The organism is Mesorhizobium sp. WSM1343 (assembly GCF_055901535.1).
Genome location: NZ_CM148370.1, coordinates 216,505 through 233,964, shown reverse-complemented (window position 1 = coordinate 233,964; position 17,460 = coordinate 216,505). Strand labels below are relative to the sequence as shown.

Below are 17,460 nucleotides of genomic sequence, written 5' to 3'. Positions count from 1 at the left end.
CCGTTCGTTCACGACGGCGACAATTCATGTGCCGTCGCCACCACTTCCCTGAGCGTAGCGCCGCCGGAGGCCTCGGTCGCTGCCATCACCGCGCCTTCGACGATCGGCGCGTTGCAGACAATGATCTTGTGCGACCGTGGCTCGCCGATCATCTCCACCGCCATTTCCGAGTTGGTCTCGGCGCCGCCGAGATCGACCAGAATGGCGACACCGGCTTCCGACCAGGCCTTGTCGATGGCACCCATGATCGCCTCGACATTGGTGCCGAGCCCGCCATGGCCGTTTCCGCCGCACCATGCAAGCGGCACTTCGTCGCCCACCATCTGCCGCACCATGTCGGCCGTGCCCTCGGCAACCAGCGGCGAATGCGAGACGATGACGATGCCGACATTGCTCATGCGCTTTCCCCGAGGCTGTGCGCCACTGTGCGCACCAGCACCGCGGTTGAGCGCGCGCCGGCGTCCATATGACCGATCGATCGGTCGCCCAGGAACGAGGCGCGGCCACGCAAGGCTTTCATAGGCACGGTCGCGTCGGCCGCGGCGTCGGCGATATCGGCGATTTCAAGAGCTGTCTTTCCCTGCAGCAGCGCGTCATGCACCGGCTGCAGCACGTCGAGCATGGTTTTTTGTCCGATCTGCGATTTGCCGCGTGCTGCCACAGCTTCGATCGCCTTGCCGAACGCCGCCGTCAGATTGGCGCGATCGGGTTTCGCCGAAATCTCCTTGCCGAGTGCCAGGAACAGGGTGCCGAACAGCGGGCCGGAGGCGCCGCCGACCGTCATCACCAGCTTGGTGCCGATCGCCTTCAGGGCATCGGGCAGCGGTTTGGCCGAAAATGCTTCGGCTTCGGCGCGCACGGCCTCGAAGCCGCGCTTCATGTTCAGCCCGTGGTCGCCGTCGCCGATCGCCTGGTCGAGCGCCGTCAATTCCTCGGCGTTCGCGGCGATCGTATCCGCGGCGGCCGCGATCAGCCGGGCAAGGTTCAACGCCGCCATGTCACCCGCATTCCCGGTTTCCATCTTGCCGGCAGTATCGAAAGAACGGTCATTCGACAACTGGAGCATACGTCAGGCCGCTTCATGCAATGCCGCGGCCGCCGCGAAGACTTCGGCCACCGCGTGAGCGCCGGGGTCGACCACACCTTGCAGCTTGCTGCCGACATAGGCCGACCGCCCGGCTTTTGCCTTGTCCATGGCCGCCGTGGCCTCGGCACCATGGCGGGCTGCTGTTGCCGCCTCCTCAAGGCCGTTCGCGTCGAGCGCTTTGAGCGCCGGCTCAAGCGCATCGACCATGGTTCTATCGCCAATTCTGGCGCCGCCGTAAAAGGTCATCCGTTCAAGGCCGGCAAGCAGCGCTCTGGGCAGGCTCGCGCCGCCGCCCAGAGCCTGCGCCGCCGCCGTGAAGAAGATCGACAGCAGCACGCCGCTGGAGCCGCCCATCGACGCGCTCAGAATGTCGCCTATCGCGCCAAGGGTGGCTGCAGGCTCGGCAAGCGGTAGCGCGTCGAGCCGCTCGAGAACACTGCGCGCGCCGGTCGCCACCGTCGAACCGGTGTCGCCGTCGCCTGTTTTGGCGTCCAGTCCGTTCAAAGTCGCTTCGAGCGCGATCAGCCTTTCGCAGATGGTAACGAGAAGAGACCGGGTCCGCGCATCCTGGCTGGGCTTGCGTGCCACGCTTTGTCCGGCCGCTTTCGCCATCGGCACGACGGCAGGTGAAACAACCGGCTTTGCCGGTATCCAGGCATGCGGGCCGACCGGCGCCTGCAAGGCGGTTTCGCGCGCCGCATCCAGCCGGATCAGCGACAGCGAGAAGCCGTTCATGTTGAGCGCCGTCATCAGCGGGCCCGGCCCGATCGTCAGTTTGATGGTTTTGGCCAACGGCGAGGCAAGCACCGCATTGGCGATAACGGACATTTCCAGCGGCGGCACGGAGCCGAGATTGTTGATCAGCAAGGCGTAGGTGGCCTTGGGATCAAGCCGTGCCGCGAGGCGCTCCGCCATGATCGCCACCAGCCTGTCGGCGCTCTGCACCGCAATCCGCTCGACGCCCGGCTCGCCGTGAATGCCAAGGCCGAGTTCGCCATCGTTCTCGCCAAATCTGTCTTCGTGCGGCTGGCCCGGGATCGAGCAGGACGACAGCGACATGCCGAGCGAAACTATGTCCTTAGCCGCCGCCCGCGCCGCTGCCGCGATTTCAGCCAGATCGTGGCCGGCTTCCGACAGGTGGCCTGATATCTTGTGCACGAACAAGGTGCCGGCAACGCCGCGCGGCTGGGTGATGTCGGGCAAAGCGATATCGTCGGCGACAATGACCATCTCGACACGAAACCCTTCGGCGCGCGCCTTCTCTGCCGCCAGGCCGAAATTGAGACGGTCGCCGGTGTAGTTCTTGACGATCAGCAGGCAGCCGGCCGGGCCGGTGACCGCGCGAATGGCGGCCAGCACCGCTTCGACGCTTGGCGAGGCAAAGATCTCGCCCGAAACCGCCGCCGTCAGCATGCCCCTGCCGACGAAACCGGCATGTGAAGGCTCGTGCCCGGCCCCGCCGCCGGAGACGACACTGACCTTCGTCTTGTCCCAGTCGGCGCGCAGGACGACCTTGATCTCGGGATAGCCGTCGAGGCGCGCGAGATCGCCGGAGCCAATGGTTCGTAGCAGGCCGTCCAGCGCCTCGGTGACGATCGTTTCCCTGCGATTGAAAAAGTGCTTCATCGATTCGTCCCGTACTGGCAAAGTCAAAACCGGTGCTGAATCACCGAAAACCGCTCACATCAATCGCTGTCCATCGGCGCCGAAATACAGCGGCGCCCGGTAGCGGATCACCACTTTGTCGCCCTGCGCCAGATCCGTGTCGGGATCGGTCAGCGTCACCAGTTTCTTGGTGCCTACCGTCACATGCAAATGGTTCTGGTCACCGAGATGCTCGACCCAGTCGACAACGCCGTCAGCATGGCCATTCGCGGCCTTCGCGATCGTCAGATGCTCGGTGCGCGCGCCGATCGTCTTGGTGCCGGCCGGTGCGCCGCCGTCAGGCAGCAGCCCGGTCGGCAGAAGATTGATCGCCGGCTGGCCGAGCCTCGCCGCGACATGCAGGTTTGCCGGCTCTGAATAGATGGTGCGCGGCGAGCCGATCTGCACCAGCACGCCCTCGGTGAGGATGCCGATGCGGTCTGCCATCGTCATCGCCTCGATCTGGTCGTGGGTGACGTAGAGCATGGTGGCGCCGAGCTCGGTCTGGATGCGCTTCAGCTCGAGCCGCAGATCCGCCCGCAGCTTGGCGTCGAGCGATGACAGCGGCTCGTCCATCAGATAGATCGAAGGCTTGCGCACCAGCGCGCGGCCGATGGCGACGCGCTGCATTTCGCCGCCCGAAAGCTTGGTCGAGCGGTTGGCGAGCTTGTGATGGATGCGTACCATCTTCGCCACCTCCTCGACCCGGCGGCGGATCTGGTCTTCCGGCATTTTCCGCGCCGGCGAGCGCAGCGGAAAGGCGAGATTGTCGAACACCGACAGATGCGGATAGAGCGAATATTGCTGGAAGACGAAGGCGGTGTCGCGCTCGGCCGGCGACAGCGTCGTGGCATTGTGTCCGCCGATCTCGATCGTGCCGCTGTCTGGCCGTTCCAACCCGGCGATGAGCCGCAGCGTCGTCGTCTTGCCGGCCCCGGTTGGCCCGAGCAGCACGACGAATTCACCATCCGCTATGTGCAGGTCGAGGCCGTCGACGGCGACATGGTCGCCGAAACTCTTGGTCACGTTCTTGATGTGCACCTCAGCCATGCTGGGCCCTCCGTTCCGAGGCGACATCGTGGATCGCGGTTCTCACCGCGCGGCCCGATCCCTTCTCGAACAGCGACAGCCGCGCGCTGCTCAGCGTCAGGCCGACATGGTCGCCGGTGGCGAGCCTGATTTCGGCCGGTACGCGTGCCTTGATGATGCCATCCGCCGTCTCCACCGCGACGATCTGCGTGGTGCCGAGATATTCGGTGCCGTAGATGGCGCCGCGCAATTTTGAGGCGTCGTCGAAGCGGATGTGTTCAGGGCGGATGCCGAGCGCCATGTCGCCAGGTGCGATGTCCTCGCGCACCTCCGGCACCGCGACCTTCGCGCCTTGCACGATGATCTCCCTGGCGCCCTTGGCGAGCCCGCCGCCAAATCCCAAAAAGTTCATCGGTGGCGAGCCGATGAAGTCGGCGACGAACATGGTCGCCGGGCGGTCATAGATTTCGCGCGGGCTTCCGAACTGCTCGATGACGCCATGGTTCATCACCGCGATCTTGTCGGCCATCGACATCGCTTCCATCTGGTCGTGCGTGACATAGACCGTCGTGGCGTGGATGCGGTTGTGCAGTTCGCGCAGCTCATGGACCATCAAATCGCGGAATTCGGTGTCAAGGGTTCCCAGCGGCTCATCCATCAGGAAGCATTTTGGCCGCCGCACGATGGCGCGGCCGAGCGCGACGCGCTGGCGGTCGCCGCCGGCAAGTCCGGAGACGGATTTGTTGAGCAGATGGTCGATGCGCAGCAGCTTCGCCGTTTCCTCGACCCGCGTGCGGATTTCGGCCGAAGGCATGCCTTGCGCCAGCAGCGGGAAGCCGATGTTCTTGCGCACATTCATGTGCGGGTAGAGCGCGAACAGCTGGAAGACGAAGGCGATGTCGCGCTCGCGGGCCCGCAGCATGGTAACGTCGTCGCCGCCGAGCAGGATCTGGCCGCCGGTCGGCAGCTCAAGCCCCGCGATCATGCGCAAGGTCGTCGTCTTGCCGCAGCCGGACGGGCCGAGCATGACGAAGAACTCGCCATCCTCGACGACGAAGTTGGAATCCTGCACGGCGACGAAATCGCCGAAAGCCTTTCTCAGGTGCTGGACACGGATTTCGGCCATGATTATTCCGGGAACTTGGAGACGATGATGAACATCACGGTGCCAGCGAGCATGGTGATGAAGGAGTAGGTGTAGAGCGACAGCGCGAAGGGCTGGAACAGCATCAGGAAGCCGATGGCGATCAGCGCTGTCGCGATGTTTTCCATCAGCCCGCGCCGTGCCCAGGCCGGCCAGCGCGATTTGCGGTTCCCAGGCTTGGTCAAGCTCATTTGCGCACCGCGCCGAAGGTGATGCCGCGCAGCAATTGCTTGCGAAGCAGGATGGTGAAAACCAGGATCGGCACCAGGAAGATCGTCGTGCCGGCCGCGACCGCCGGCCAGTCCTGGCCGCCTTCGCCGATGATGGTCGGGATGAAGGGCGGCGCGGTCTGCGCCGTGCCGGAGGTCAGGAGCGCTGCGAACGCATACTCGTTCCAGGCGAAGATCAGGCAGAAGATGGCGGTCGCGGCTATGCCGGTCGTCGCCTGCGGCAGCACGGTGCGCCAGAAGGCCTGCAGCCGCGTGTAGCCGTCGATCATTGCCGCTTCTTCATATTCGCGCGGGATCTCGTCGATGAAGCCCTTCAGCAGCCAGACAGCCAGCGACACATTGACCGCCGTGTAGAGCAGGATCATGCCGAGCGCGGTGTCCGACAGGCCAAGCTCGCGGTACATCAGATAGATCGGAATGGCGACGGCGATCGGCGGCATGAAGCGCGTCGACAGGATGAAGAACAGGAGGTCGTCGGCGAGCGGCACCTTGAAGCGTGAGAAGCCGTAGGCCGACAGCGTGCCTAAGAACACGGCGCAGAAGGTCGAACCGAAGGCGATGATCAGCGAATTGACGAAGCGCGGCAGGAAGTTGGACGGACCGGCGATCACCATGTTGCGCTTGCGCGTGGTCTCGTCGCAGAAGCCCGTCGCCGGGCCCAGCGAGTTGATGTATTCCGGCGTCTGCCGGGTCCGCGTCGTGAACAAATTGCAGTAGCCCTCGAGGCTGGGCTGGAACAGGATCTTGGGCGGATACGCGATTGAATCCGGCGGCGTCTTGAAGCTGGTGGCGAAGATCCACAGCAGCGGCACGATCGAGATTAGTGCGTAAAGCACGATGATCGTGCCGGCGATCCGTTTCGAGTTGCTGCTCGGTGCGACGACCGAATGGGCTGTGGTCAGGCTCATCTCTGCTTCACCTTGTTGAGCGCCTTGACGTAGATGTTGGCCAGGCCGAACACCGCCACGAAAAGGATGATGGCGAAGGCCGAGGAATAACCGGTGCGCCAGCTTTCGAAAGCCTGCCGCTTCAGCGTTATCGAGGCGACCTCGGTCGTCGAGCCCGGCCCGCCGCCGGTCAACAGATTGACCATGTCGAACATCTTGAAGTTCTCGATGCCGCGAAACAGCACAGCCAGCATGATGAAGGGCAGCGCCATCGGCAGCGTGATCGACCAGAACTGCCGCCAGTTGGAGGCGCGGTCGACCTCGGCCGCCTCGTAGATGTATTCGGGGATGGAGCGGAGGCCCGCGAGGCAGATCAGCATCACGTAGGGCGTCCACATCCAGGTATCGACGATGATGATCGACCAGGGCGCCAGCGACACGTTGGAGAGCATCTGGATATCGGTCGGCGGAATCCTCGTGACGAAGGAGATCGCATAGGCGAACAGGCCGATCTGCGGCTCATAGAGGAAGCGCCAGAAATTGCCGACCACCGCCGGCGACAGCATCATCGGCACCAGGATCAGCGTCGTCCAGAAGGCGTGGCCTCGGAACTTCCTGTCGATCAGCCAGGCCAGCGTGAAGCCGATCAGCGTCTGCAAAAGGATCGTCCAGAACACGAAATGCGCGGTCGTCTGCATGGCGATCCAGATATCCTTGTCGCCGAGGATGCGCTGGTAGTTGGCAAGGCCGAGATTTTTCACCACCTCGTTCGGGCGGTTGGCCCGGTAGTTGGTGAACGACAGATAGATCGCCCAGAACAGCGGGAAGATGTTGATGGCCAGCAGCAACAGGATCGTCGGCGAGATGAACAGCCAGGCGAGGCCCTTGTCGCTGATGCCCCGGACTTTGCGGGCCAACGGTTCCGGGGTCGCCCGGGCAACGTTCTCCGCGGTCCGATTGAGCATGGTGAGTCCTGCTTCGGTCACTTGGTCGTCTCTGTCATGGAATTTATCTGAACTGCATCCCGTGCCAAGGGGCGGCACGGGATGCTTGGCTTAGCTCGGGAGGAGCTGGTTACATCTTGCCATCGTCCTGGAAGACCTGGGTCCAGTCCTTGACCAGGCCGTCGAGCGCATCCTTGGCCGAACCCTGGCCGGCGACGACATAGTCGTGGAAGCGCTTCTGCGAGGCCTGCAGCAGCGGGGCGTAGCTCGGCTCGGCCCAGAAGTCCTTCACGATGGCCATCGAGTCGAGGAAGGTCTGCGCGTAGGGCTGGCTGGCCGGGAATTTCGGATCCTTGACCACCGCGTTGAGGCAGGAATAGCCGCCGAGCGACCACCATTTGGCCTGCACGTCCTTGTTGGCGAACCACTTGATGTATTTCAGCGCCGCCTCCTGCTTGTCGGAATAGGACACCACGGAGATACCCTGGCCGCCGAGCTGGGCGAACTGCTCGCCGTCCGGACCCTTCGGGTTGACGAAGTAACCGATCTTGTCGCCGCCGACATTCTCGTCCTTCTGCAGGCCCGGCCATGTGAAGGCGAAGTTCATGTGCATCGCCACCTGGCCGGATTTGAAGGCATCGACGCCTTCGCCCATGTAGCTGTTCGAGGCACCGGGCGGCGTGCAGCAATCATAGAGCGCCTTGTAGAATTCCAGCCCCTTGACCGACTTGTCGGAGTTGACGAAGCCTTCCATCTCGTAGGGCTTCTTGGGGTTTTCGTATTGGAAGCCATAGCTGTAGAGCACGTCCATGGCGCCCATGGTAATGCCTTCGGAGCCGCGCTCGGTGTAGATCGAGGCGCCATAGACGGTCTTGCCGTCGATCTCGCGCTTCTGGAAGAACTCGGCGACCTGCTTCAGCTGGTCGAAAGTGGTCGGCGGGCCGAGATCCCAACCGTATTTCTCCTTGAATTCCTTCTGCAGTTCCGGCTTGGAGAACCAGTCCTTGCGATAGGTCCAGCCGACGACGTCGCCCATGGCCGGCAGCGCCCAGTAGTTCGGCGTGTTCTTCGGCCATTCCGAATAGCCGACGACGGTTGCCGGCACGAAATCGTCCATGCTGATCTTCTCCTTGTCGAAGAAGTCGTTCAGCTTGACGTAATGGCCGTTCTCGGCAGCGCCGCCGATCCACTGGCTGTCGCCGATGATCAGGTCGCACAATTTGCCGTGCGAGTTCAGTTCGTTGAGAAAACGATCGGCATAGTTGGTCCACGGCACGAACTCGAATTTCATGCCGATACCGGTTTCCTTGGTAAAATCCTTGGACAGTTCGACAAGCGCGTTGGCCGGGTCCCAGGCGGCCCAGCACAGGGTCAGGTCTTCAGCGTGCGCGACGTTCGCGACGGCTGTCGACGCTGTGATTGCCGAGGTCAGTCCCAACGCCAGTTTCAAGCTCGATTTCATGACTTCCTCCCATTTGCGAAACGCGCCCGGATGACGGTTTCAAAAAGCCCTCAACCCCTCTCCTCAGGGGCCCAAACATGGCTGCGCGGTTACACTGCAGATGTTTAGTAATTTGTTTAGTGATGCAATTTTTACTAAACAAGGCAAGCGAATTCGTTGCTGCGCCGCAGCATGCTTATGGCGATGTCTGAAAACGTTGGGAAAAGCGCGGGTCGCTGGCTGGTTTACCGAAGCTGTTCAGGCCGATTCTGACCGGGACGTGGGGCAGCCTCGGCTTTCAATCTACCCTTCTGGTGCTCACCATCACCTTGCGGATCGCCGGCGCCGGCGGCAGCAGCGCGCGGATATCGGCGAACGGGAACGACGGTTCGAAACGGAAGGCTTCGGCCGATGAGCCTTGCGCGCCGTTGCACTGGCCGGCGCGAAAGGCGTTCTGTGTCCGCGCAATGTCGACGAAGCGGTCGGGATCCTGCGATTGATGCATGCGGATCGCCTCGGCCTTGACGTCGGCATGGGCGGAAATGTCGACATAGTGCGTCGGCGAGAAACCGGTGCCGCCCATCGTGTCGGCATGCAGCACTGGGACGGCGAAAGACGCCGCGATACGAACGCCGTCCGACAGCGCGCGATGGTCTGCATGATAATCGTTGGGCGCATGCGTGATCACCAGATCCGGGCCGATTTGACCGATCAGTGCTTTCAGAGCTCCAATCAGCGCTGCATCGGCCACCAGCTCGCCGTCCGGGAAGTCGAGGAAGCGTGGCACTGCGCCTACCAGCGCGGCCGCGGTCGTTGCTTCGTCGCGACGGACACGAGCGAGAACAGCGGGATCACTTGTGCCGCCCCTGGCACCATCCGTGGCCATGGCAAAAGTGAGTTCTGCGCCTTGCGCGGCATAGGCGGCCATCGTACCGAACATGAAGATCTCGATGTCGTCCGGATGCGCACCGAGCGCCAGGATTTTCAAACCACTCTCTCCCCGGAATTGGAACAACGTGACGAACGGAATCCTGCTCGCCCTGATCGCCTACGCAAGCTATTCGGGTAGCGATGCCGTTGTCAAAAGCCTGGGCGGTCAGCTCACGATCTTCGAGATCGGCTTTTTCATAACCTTGTTCGCGGGCTTCTTCCTGTTCTTCACGCGGCCCGCGGGCGAACGCTGGCGCGATTTCTGGCGCACCAGAAGGCCATGGGCGGTGCAGGCGCGTGCCTGGGCGGGCATCGCTTCCGGCGTGCTCAGTGTCTACGCCTTCACCACCATTCCGCTGGCCGAGTCCTATGCGTTGATATTCCTGGCGCCGCTCTGCGTCACCATTCTCTCCACGGTGATCCTCAAGGAGAAGGTCGGCCCCTGGCGCTGGCTGGCGGTGGTCGCCGGTTTCGCCGGTGTCATGCTGGTGGTGCGGCCGGGCTTTCGCGAGCTCAATCTCGGCCACCTTGCCGCCTTCGGTGTTGCCTTCCTCGCCGCCACCAGCGTCATCCTGATGCGCTCGCTGGCGCAGCAGGAAAAGCGCACCACCATGCTCGGCGTGCTGGTCGGCTACGGCCTGCTGTTCAACGGCATCGGTGCCGCCGCCACCTCGTTCACCGTTCCCGACGGCAAGCAGTTGCTGTGGTTGGTGGCGGCCGGTGCCTTCACAGCAGGTGGACAATTCCTTCAACTGCTGGCCATGAAATACGCGCCTGCCAACCGGGTCGCGCCGACGCATTATTCGCAGATCGCCTGGGCGGTGATCCTCGGCGCGTTGTTTTTCCAGGAATATCCGGACGGGCTGTCGCTGGTTGGCCTGGCGGTCGTTGGCGGCGCCGGCCTGTTGACCATGGTGCGTGAGGAAGCGCGGCTGGGGACCGTGCGCTGGAACCCGTTTTCGCGTACCCGGCTTTGAACCGACTCTGGTTGCGCCGTGGCCGTAACCGCTGATATGCGGGCGCCATGACCACAAAACCCCTGCCGGAGCTTCCTGTGTCCGTCGTGCTGCCGGCGCTGAGGGAAGCGCTTGGCGATGGCAACAGCGCCGTGCTGGTGGCGCCGCCCGGCGCTGGCAAGACCACGCTGGTGCCGCTGGCGCTGCTTGACGCGCCTTGGCTCGGCGCCGGCAAGATCATCCTGCTTGAACCGCGCCGCCTCGCCGCTCGCGCCGCCGCTCGCCGGATGGCTGAGTTGCTTGGTGAGGAACCCGGCGCCACCGTCGGCTACGCCATGCGCATGGAAAACCGCATTTCGGCAAAGACCAGGATCGTGGTCGTCACCGAAGGCGTGCTGGCGCGCATGATCCTCGACGATCCCGAACTGCCCGGTGTTTCGGCTGTCATTTTCGACGAATTCCACGAGCGTTCGCTCGACGGCGATTTCGGTCTCGCTCTGGCGCTCGACGTGCAGGGGGCGCTCAGGCCGGATCTGCGCTTGGCTGTGATGTCGGCGACGCTCGACGGCGCGCGCGTCGCCAAACTCATGTCGGGCGCGCCGGTCGTCGAAAGCGAGGGTCGCGCCTTTCCCGTCGATATCCGTTATGACGAACGGCCGGCCGGCATCGCCATCGAGGACGCGATGGCCAAGGCGATCCGCGCCGCCCTTGCCGACGAGAGCGGCAGCGTCCTTGCCTTCCTGCCCGGCCAGCGCGAGATCGAGCGCACCGCCGAACGGCTGGCCGGCAAGGTCGGCACCGATACCGACATCGTCCCGCTCTACGGCATGCTGGACGGCAAGGCGCAGGACGCGGCGATCAAGCCGCCGCCGGCGGGCCGCCGCAAGGTGGTGCTGGCCACCTCGATAGCCGAAACCTCGATCACCATCGACGGCGTGCGCGTCGTCATCGATTCCGGCCTGTCGCGGCTGCCGCGCTATGAGCCGGCCAGTGGCTTGACCCGACTGGAGACCGTGCGTGTCAGCAAGGCTTCCGCCGACCAGCGCGCCGGCCGTGCCGGACGCACGCAGCCAGGCGTCGCCATCCGGCTGTGGCGGGCCGAGCAAACGGCTGCACTTCCCGCTTTCACGCCGCCGGAAATCCTTGAGGCCGATCTGTCCGGACTGCTGCTCGATTGTGCTGCCTTCGGCGTTGCCGATCCGACAGGGCTCGCTTTTCTCGATCCGCCGCCTGTTCCGGCCCTCAATGAGGCAAGGGGGCTACTGCGCGCGCTGGATGCCATCGACGAGACGGGGCTCCTGACTGAAGCGGGTGCAGCGATGCGCAAGCTCGCTCTGCCGGTGCGGTTGGCGCATATGGTTGCCGAGGCATCCCGGAGCGGCCATGCCTTCGAGGCGGCAATGTTCGCCGTGCTCCTCACCGAACGCGGCCTCGGTGGCGACGGCGCCGATCTGGAGCGGCGGCTGATGCGTTTTCGCGGGGAAAGATCTCCGCGCGCTACCGCCGCCAAGCAACTCGCCGAAAGGCTGGCAAGGCAGGCTGGCGGGGCGAAGGGCAGCGAAGCTGCGGCGGGCGGTCCCCTGCTCGTGCACGCCTGGCCGGATCGGGTGGCGAAGGCGCGTGGCGAGCGTGGCCGTTTCGTGCTGGCCAACGGCTCCGGCGCCATGCTCGACGCCGCCGACCCGCTGGCGGGCGAGCCGTTTCTGGTCGTCGCCGACCTGCAGGGCAAGGCACAGAATGCGCGCATCACGGCGGCAGCGGCGATCGGCGAGGACGATGTCCGTGTCGCTTTGGCGGACAGGATCGAGGCGCGCCGTGAAACGAGCTTCGATCGGGACAAGCGCGCCGTGCGTGTACGTGAAACCGTGCGCCTTGGCGCCATCACGCTCGCCGAGCGCATGCTGCCGCCGCCAACGGGGGCCGACGCCGACCGCGCCGTCCTCGATGCCGTGCGCCAGCACGGGCTGTCGCTGCTGACCTGGAGCAAGGAGGCGCAAACGCTGCGCCAGCGGCTTGGCTGGCTGCATCGCGGCCTGGGCGCGCCATGGCCCGATATGGCGGATGACGCCCTCGTCGAGCGCCTCGACGACTGGCTGCTGCCTTACCTCGCCGGCGCGGCATCGTTTGCCGCCATCGATGCAGGTGTTGTCTCGGCCGGACTGGCCAGCCTCGTGCCGCATGATCTGCAGCGCAGGATCGATACGCTGGCGCCGACCCATTTCGACGCTCCGTCCGGCAGCCATGTGCCTATCCGCTATGACGGCGAATGGCCGGTGCTGGCGGTTCGCGTGCAGGAACTGTTCGGGCTCGACCGGCATCCCGCCATCGCCAATGGCACTGTGCCGCTGACGCTCGAACTCCTGTCGCCGGCGCACCGGCCGATCCAGACGACGCGCGACCTGCCCGGCTTCTGGCGCGGCTCCTGGGCCGACGTGCGCGCCGACATGCGCGGCCGCTATCCCAAGCATGTCTGGCCGGAAAACCCGCTGCTCGCCGCCGCCACCGCCCGGGCCAAGCCGCGCGGGACCTAGCCTTTGGAGCTTCGCGGCTGTAATTCATGACCATGATCAACGTTTTGCGTTCGCCCGATTTCCAGCAGAGCCAGAGACTGCGCCTCAACACGCTAATCCGGTTGCGATGGCTTGCCATTGTCGGTCAGAGCCTGGCGGTGCTCGTCGTCGCCTATGGGCTGAAGTTTCCGCTGCCGGTCAGCCTCTGCTTTGCCCTGATCGCCTGTTCGGCCTGGATGAACCTGTTTCTCGCCTTTCGCTTTCCGGCGGCACACCGGCTCACGCCGCTTGCGGCCTTCGGCATCCTTATCTTCGACAGCCTGCAGCTTGCCGGCCTGCTCTACATGACCGGCGGCCTCACCAACCCGTTCTCGCTGCTGATGACCGTGCCTGTCGTCATTTCGGCGACATCGCTGCCCCTGCGCCTGACCGCCATCCTCGGCGGGCTGGTCATGTCGGCGGCGACCTTTCTGGTCTTTGTCCATCTGCCGCTGCCCTGGCATGAGGATGCGCCGCTGGCCATGCCTTTTCTCTATGTCGCCGGCATGTGGATGGCGGTGCTGTCCTCGATCGCCTTCACCGCCATATATGCCTTCCGGGTGGCCGCCGAAGCCCGGCTTCTGGCCAATGCGCTCGCCGCAACAGAGCTGGTGCTGCAGCGCGAGCAGCACCTTTCGGCGCTCGACGGGCTGGCCGCCGCGGCCGCGCACGAGCTCGGCACGCCGCTCGCCACCATCGCGCTTGTCGCCAAGGAGATGGAAAAGGCGCTCGGCAAGGATCCGAAATACGGGGAAGACGTGACGCTGTTGCGTTCGCAGAGCGAGCGTTGCCGCGAGATTCTCAAGCGGCTGACCAGCCTGTCCTCGGAGGGTGAGGCGCATCTTTCGCGGCTGCCATTGACATCGCTGGTCGAGGAGGTCACCGCGCCGCACCGGGACTTCGGCATCTCGATCAAGCTTCGGCCCGGCGAACGCATCGGCCCCGAGCCGGTCGGGCAGCGCAATCCGGGCGTCATCTACGGCCTCGGCAACTTGGTCGAGAACGCGGTCGATTTCGCCCGCAAAAGCGTCACCGTGCGCTGGAGCTGGGACGAGGCCACCGTCACCTTCTCGATCGTCGATGACGGCCCCGGTTTTCCGGCCGAGATCATCGACCGCATCGGCGAGCCCTATATGTCGACGCGTCAGGGCAATGAAACCGGCGGTGGTCTGGGCCTCGGCCTGTTCATCGCCAAGACCCTGCTCGAACGCTCTGGTGCCGTGCTCGATTTCCGCAATTCGAGTGGCTTGGGCGAGGGCGCCATGGTCCAGATATCGTGGCCGCGTGGTGTGTTCCTCAATCCGGAAATCACTTCGGCCAGCATGTTCGACACTGCCTGAGAGCCTTGATGGGCCTCTAAAAATTGGACAAGGAGGCTCAGGAACTATATTTGCGTAAAATTAAGACAGCAGGAATTTTGAGACTATGACAGGCGACGAGAATATTGGCGCAATGGTTGAAGGCGAGGACACCTCGCTGCTTGTCGTCGATGACGACAAGCCGTTCCTCACGCGTCTGGCTCGCGCCATGGAAGCCAGGGGCTTCGTGGTCGAGACGGCCGAGAGCGTCGAGGAGGCGGTTGCCAAGGCGCGCGCCAATCCACCCGCCTACGCCGTGGTCGACATGCGGCTCGGCGACGGCAACGGCCTCGACGTGGTCGCGGCCATCCGCGAAAAGCGCGAGGATTCCCGCACCATCATCCTGACCGGCTATGGCAACATCGCCACCGCGGTGACCGCGGTGAAGCTCGGTGCGGTCGATTATCTCTCCAAGCCCGCCGACGCCGATGATATCTTCGCCGCACTCACCCGCACCGCCGGCGAGCGCGCGGCGCCGCCGGAAAACCCGATGTCGGCCGACCGCGTCCGATGGGAGCATATCCAGCGCGTCTATGAGATGTGCGAGCGCAACGTCTCCGAGACAGCGCGCCGGCTCAACATGCACCGTCGCACCTTGCAGCGCATACTGGCAAAGCGCGCGCCGCGTTAAGGCCACCGTTTGCCATCTTGCCGATTGAAACCCGCCGAAACAGGCGGCATGACGGAGGCGACATGCAGGATCTGAAGCAGCGGCCGATTTCCGTCTTCCGCGAATTTCTCGATAGCGAAGCGGCCGGCGGCATCATCCTGATGGCGGCGGCGGCACTTGCGTTGATCGTCGCCAACTCGCCGCTCGCCGAAACCTATTTCTCCGTGCTCCAGGCCTATCTCGGCCCGCTCAGCGTCTCGCACTGGGTCAATGACGGGCTGATGGCGGTGTTCTTCCTGCTCGTCGGGCTGGAGATCAAGCGCGAGATGCTGGACGGCCAGCTCTCCACCTGGCCTCGGCGCGTGCTGCCCGGCATCGCCGCCGCCGGCGGCATGCTGGTTCCGGCACTCGTCTATGTCGCCGTCAACCGCAACAATGCGGCCGCCCTGTCCGGCTGGGCGATCCCGACCGCCACCGACATAGCTTTTGCGCTCGGCGTGCTGTCGCTGCTCGGCAGCCGCGTGCCGGCTTCGCTGAAGGTGTTCCTCACAGCATTGGCCATCATCGACGACCTCGGTGCCGTCATCATCATCGCCATCTTCTACACCAGCGGCCTGTCGCTGGCTTATCTGGGTGCCGCCTTCGCAATCATTGCCGCGCTTGTCGTGCTCAACCGCATGCGGGTGATGACGCTTGTGCCCTATCTCGTTCTGGGCGTCGTCCTGTGGGTTCTGGTGCTGAAATCTGGCGTCCATGCAACGCTTGCCGGCGTGGCGCTGGCGCTGACCATCCCGCTTGAGCGCTCCGCCGGGATCGGTCACGATCTGGACCGTTCGCCGCTGCACCGGCTCGAGCACGGCCTGCACAAGATTGTGGCTTTCGTCGTCATCCCGATCTTCGGCTTTGCCAATGCCGGCGTTTCGCTCGCCGGCCTGAGCTTTGGCGCGCTGATCGAGCCGTTGACGCTGGGTGTCGCCGCCGGCCTGGTTGTCGGCAAGCTGGTCGGCGTGTTCGGCTCCTCGGCACTTGCCATCAGGCTCGGTCTTGCCGACCTACCCGCCAATGCCGGCTGGACGCACATGATCGGCATATCGCTGCTGTGCGGCATCGGCTTCACCATGAGCCTGTTCATCGGCCTGCTCGCCTTCGCCGGCGACGTGGCGCTGCAGGACGCGGTCAAGGTCGGCATCCTCGCCGGCTCCTTCATCGCCGCCATCCTGGGCGCTGCCGTGCTGCTCATGGCGTCCGCTAGGGGTGGCGTGGAGGACGGCGAAGAGGAGAGCCGGTCATAGAGTGAAGGACGCCGCTACTCGCTCTCACCCTCCAGCGCCGGCACCGACACGCCGGCAAGCTCCGCCGCCAGCAGCCGCGAAGCGCCGGCCCGCGCGATCCGCAGCATCAGCGCCTTGCGCGTTGCCGCTGCCATGCGGTGCTCGGGCGCATCGCGCAGGATCTCGGCGCCATAGCCGTCGGAAAGGATGAAGCCGCATTCGTGCGGGAAGATCTCCGAGGGTACGCCGGGATGGGTGGCGAAGAAGAAGCGGTCGGAATGCAGCCGGTAGTCGGGCCATTTGCGGTCGACCCTGAAATCCTCGATCGAGGATTTGATCTCGATGATCCAGATATCGCCCTGCCGGGTCAAAGCGACGAGGTCGGCACGGCGGCCGGTGGCCAACGACAGTTCGGGCAAGACATGCGCGCCCATATCCATGAGCAGCCGCTGCACACCGCGTCGCACCAGCATGGCGCGTTCGGACTGGCGACCGTCGATGAGAGGGTTGATGGGGATGGGCGAGATGATCGGCATGCCAGGCACCATGCCAGATTCTGTTCACGGTTTGAACCTGTTTTATGCAGGCGATTGTATATTCGATATACCCGGATATACCCAAAAGAAGTCAGGCATTGATCCTTGAAAGATTGAGCTTGTGGTGCACACCATCGTTCTCATGGGGACGGGCGGCACAAAATTGAACAGCACTGATGGTGAACAACTGTGGGCCTTTGATCTTGATGCTCTGCGCAAGGCTTTCAGAAAGTCCGTTCAGGAGCATAAAGTCACGACGGCTGATTGGGCGGAGCACGCCAAGCAGTTCCTGGAAAAACAAAGAGATCGTCAGCGCAAATCGACTTGATATGCTGCGCCGGTCAATTTCCATTTGGTAACTTTAAGATAGCAGCGAAAAAATCTTTGCGCGTCACCAACCAAAGTCAGATGCACCGCTTTAGTTCCGCGAATGCCGAATGGCATAAGCAGGGAGACGTCACTTCGACACTTTCGTGAAGTGCGCACCCCATCTGCGGGTGATGCATGGCTTTATGTAAATTAGCTAAAGCGAATATAAGAGAAAAGTGATATTTTGGAAGCAGCCGGGGCTCCCCCAATACATCCCGCTCCGGTCAGGCCCGGTGGCGGTCCACCCAAAGGAAGGCTACCGGGCCGATCCCTGCAACCAACCGGTGACCCGCTCGTTGATCCCATGCCGGGTTGATCCCCCGGCACTCCAGGACCTGCCCGCTGCCGAGGGGCGGCGGGCCTTTTTTGCCGATTGGATTGAAGCCCGCAGCGATAGCGAAGGCCCCGGCGGGCGCCGGGACCTTCGCGTTGCTGGTCTCGTCAGAAGTGAATCCAGAAGGATCTGCGGAAACAT

General features: G+C 63.9%; 17 protein-coding genes. 5 read left to right on the top strand and 12 right to left on the bottom strand.

Annotated elements, in window-relative coordinates; all coding sequences use genetic code 11:
- Positions 1–8: 8 nt before the first annotated feature.
- The 10 genes from dhaM to AC0NIL_RS01040 form a co-directional block, all read right to left on the bottom strand.
- Positions 9–398 carry a dihydroxyacetone kinase phosphoryl donor subunit DhaM gene (gene dhaM, locus AC0NIL_RS01085; RefSeq protein WP_275954147.1) on the bottom strand — a complete coding sequence of 130 codons (390 nt, stop codon included), beginning with the start codon at positions 396–398 and terminating at the stop codon, positions 9–11.
- Entirely contained in the window at positions 395–997 is a 603-nt protein-coding gene (gene dhaL / locus AC0NIL_RS01080; RefSeq protein WP_275954212.1) for a dihydroxyacetone kinase subunit DhaL, read from the bottom strand. The genes dhaM and dhaL overlap by 4 nt, the downstream gene beginning before the upstream one ends.
- 72 nt (positions 998–1,069) lie before the next feature.
- Entirely contained in the window at positions 1,070–2,713 is a 1,644-nt protein-coding gene (locus AC0NIL_RS01075; RefSeq protein WP_473573851.1) for a dihydroxyacetone kinase subunit DhaK, read from the bottom strand.
- A gap of 54 nt (positions 2,714–2,767) precedes the next feature.
- Positions 2,768–3,781: an ABC transporter ATP-binding protein gene (locus AC0NIL_RS01070; RefSeq protein ID WP_013528082.1), complete on the bottom strand. Its 1,014-nt coding sequence runs from the start codon at positions 3,779–3,781 to the stop codon at positions 2,768–2,770.
- Positions 3,774–4,886, bottom strand: coding sequence for an ABC transporter ATP-binding protein (locus tag AC0NIL_RS01065; RefSeq protein ID WP_013528081.1), 1,113 nt, complete (start codon positions 4,884–4,886; stop codon positions 3,774–3,776). Before AC0NIL_RS01065 ends, AC0NIL_RS01070 begins: the two co-directional genes overlap by 8 nt.
- 2 nt (positions 4,887–4,888) lie before the next feature.
- Positions 4,889–5,095 (bottom strand): hypothetical protein, encoded by a 207-nt coding sequence (locus AC0NIL_RS01060; RefSeq protein ID WP_013528080.1) that lies wholly within the window; start codon positions 5,093–5,095, stop codon positions 4,889–4,891.
- A complete protein-coding gene (locus AC0NIL_RS01055; protein WP_013528079.1) occupies positions 5,092–6,042 on the bottom strand; it encodes a carbohydrate ABC transporter permease in 951 nt (316 codons plus the stop codon). Before AC0NIL_RS01055 ends, AC0NIL_RS01060 begins: the two co-directional genes overlap by 4 nt.
- The gene (locus AC0NIL_RS01050; RefSeq protein ID WP_013528078.1) at positions 6,039–6,986 is read right to left on the bottom strand and encodes a carbohydrate ABC transporter permease; all 948 of its coding nucleotides are present in this window, start codon (positions 6,984–6,986) and stop codon (positions 6,039–6,041) included. Before AC0NIL_RS01050 ends, AC0NIL_RS01055 begins: the two co-directional genes overlap by 4 nt.
- 109 nt (positions 6,987–7,095) lie before the next feature.
- A complete protein-coding gene (locus tag AC0NIL_RS01045) occupies positions 7,096–8,427 on the bottom strand; it encodes an ABC transporter substrate-binding protein (RefSeq protein ID WP_027164284.1) in 1,332 nt (443 codons plus the stop codon).
- 277 nt (positions 8,428–8,704) lie between these two features.
- A complete protein-coding gene (locus tag AC0NIL_RS01040) occupies positions 8,705–9,394 on the bottom strand; it encodes a PIG-L deacetylase family protein (protein ID WP_275954145.1) in 690 nt (229 codons plus the stop codon).
- A 28-nt stretch (positions 9,395–9,422) separates the two neighbouring features.
- On the opposite strand from AC0NIL_RS01040, the gene AC0NIL_RS01035 reads away from it, so the two are divergent.
- The 5 genes from AC0NIL_RS01035 (at position 9,423) to nhaA (ending at position 16,101) form a co-directional block, all read left to right on the top strand.
- Complete coding sequence (locus AC0NIL_RS01035) at positions 9,423–10,313, top strand: DMT family transporter (protein WP_013528075.1); 891 nt, start codon at positions 9,423–9,425, stop codon at positions 10,311–10,313.
- A gap of 47 nt (positions 10,314–10,360) precedes the next feature.
- Positions 10,361–12,823 (top strand): ATP-dependent helicase HrpB, encoded by a 2,463-nt coding sequence (gene hrpB, locus AC0NIL_RS01030; RefSeq protein WP_473574188.1) that lies wholly within the window; start codon positions 10,361–10,363, stop codon positions 12,821–12,823.
- 26 nt (positions 12,824–12,849) lie between these two features.
- On the top strand, positions 12,850–14,181 hold the full coding sequence (locus AC0NIL_RS01025; protein ID WP_473574189.1) for an ActS/PrrB/RegB family redox-sensitive histidine kinase: 1,332 nt from the start codon (positions 12,850–12,852) through the stop codon (positions 14,179–14,181).
- An 85-nt stretch (positions 14,182–14,266) separates the two neighbouring features.
- On the top strand, positions 14,267–14,830 hold the full coding sequence (locus tag AC0NIL_RS01020) for an ActR/PrrA/RegA family redox response regulator transcription factor (RefSeq protein ID WP_013528072.1): 564 nt from the start codon (positions 14,267–14,269) through the stop codon (positions 14,828–14,830).
- A 62-nt stretch (positions 14,831–14,892) separates the two neighbouring features.
- Positions 14,893–16,101, top strand: coding sequence for a Na+/H+ antiporter NhaA (gene nhaA, locus AC0NIL_RS01015; protein ID WP_473574190.1), 1,209 nt, complete (start codon positions 14,893–14,895; stop codon positions 16,099–16,101).
- A 14-nt stretch (positions 16,102–16,115) separates the two neighbouring features.
- Here the strand turns inward: nhaA and AC0NIL_RS01010 are convergent, their stop codons facing one another.
- Both AC0NIL_RS01010 and AC0NIL_RS01005 read right to left on the bottom strand, forming a co-directional pair.
- Positions 16,116–16,616, bottom strand: coding sequence for an MmcB family DNA repair protein (locus AC0NIL_RS01010; protein ID WP_050596417.1), 501 nt, complete (start codon positions 16,614–16,616; stop codon positions 16,116–16,118).
- Between the two features lie 91 nt (positions 16,617–16,707).
- Positions 16,708–16,968, bottom strand: a complete 261-nt coding sequence (locus tag AC0NIL_RS01005; RefSeq protein ID WP_063171103.1) for a hypothetical protein — start codon at positions 16,966–16,968, stop codon at positions 16,708–16,710.
- Positions 16,969–17,460 lie beyond the last annotated feature (492 nt).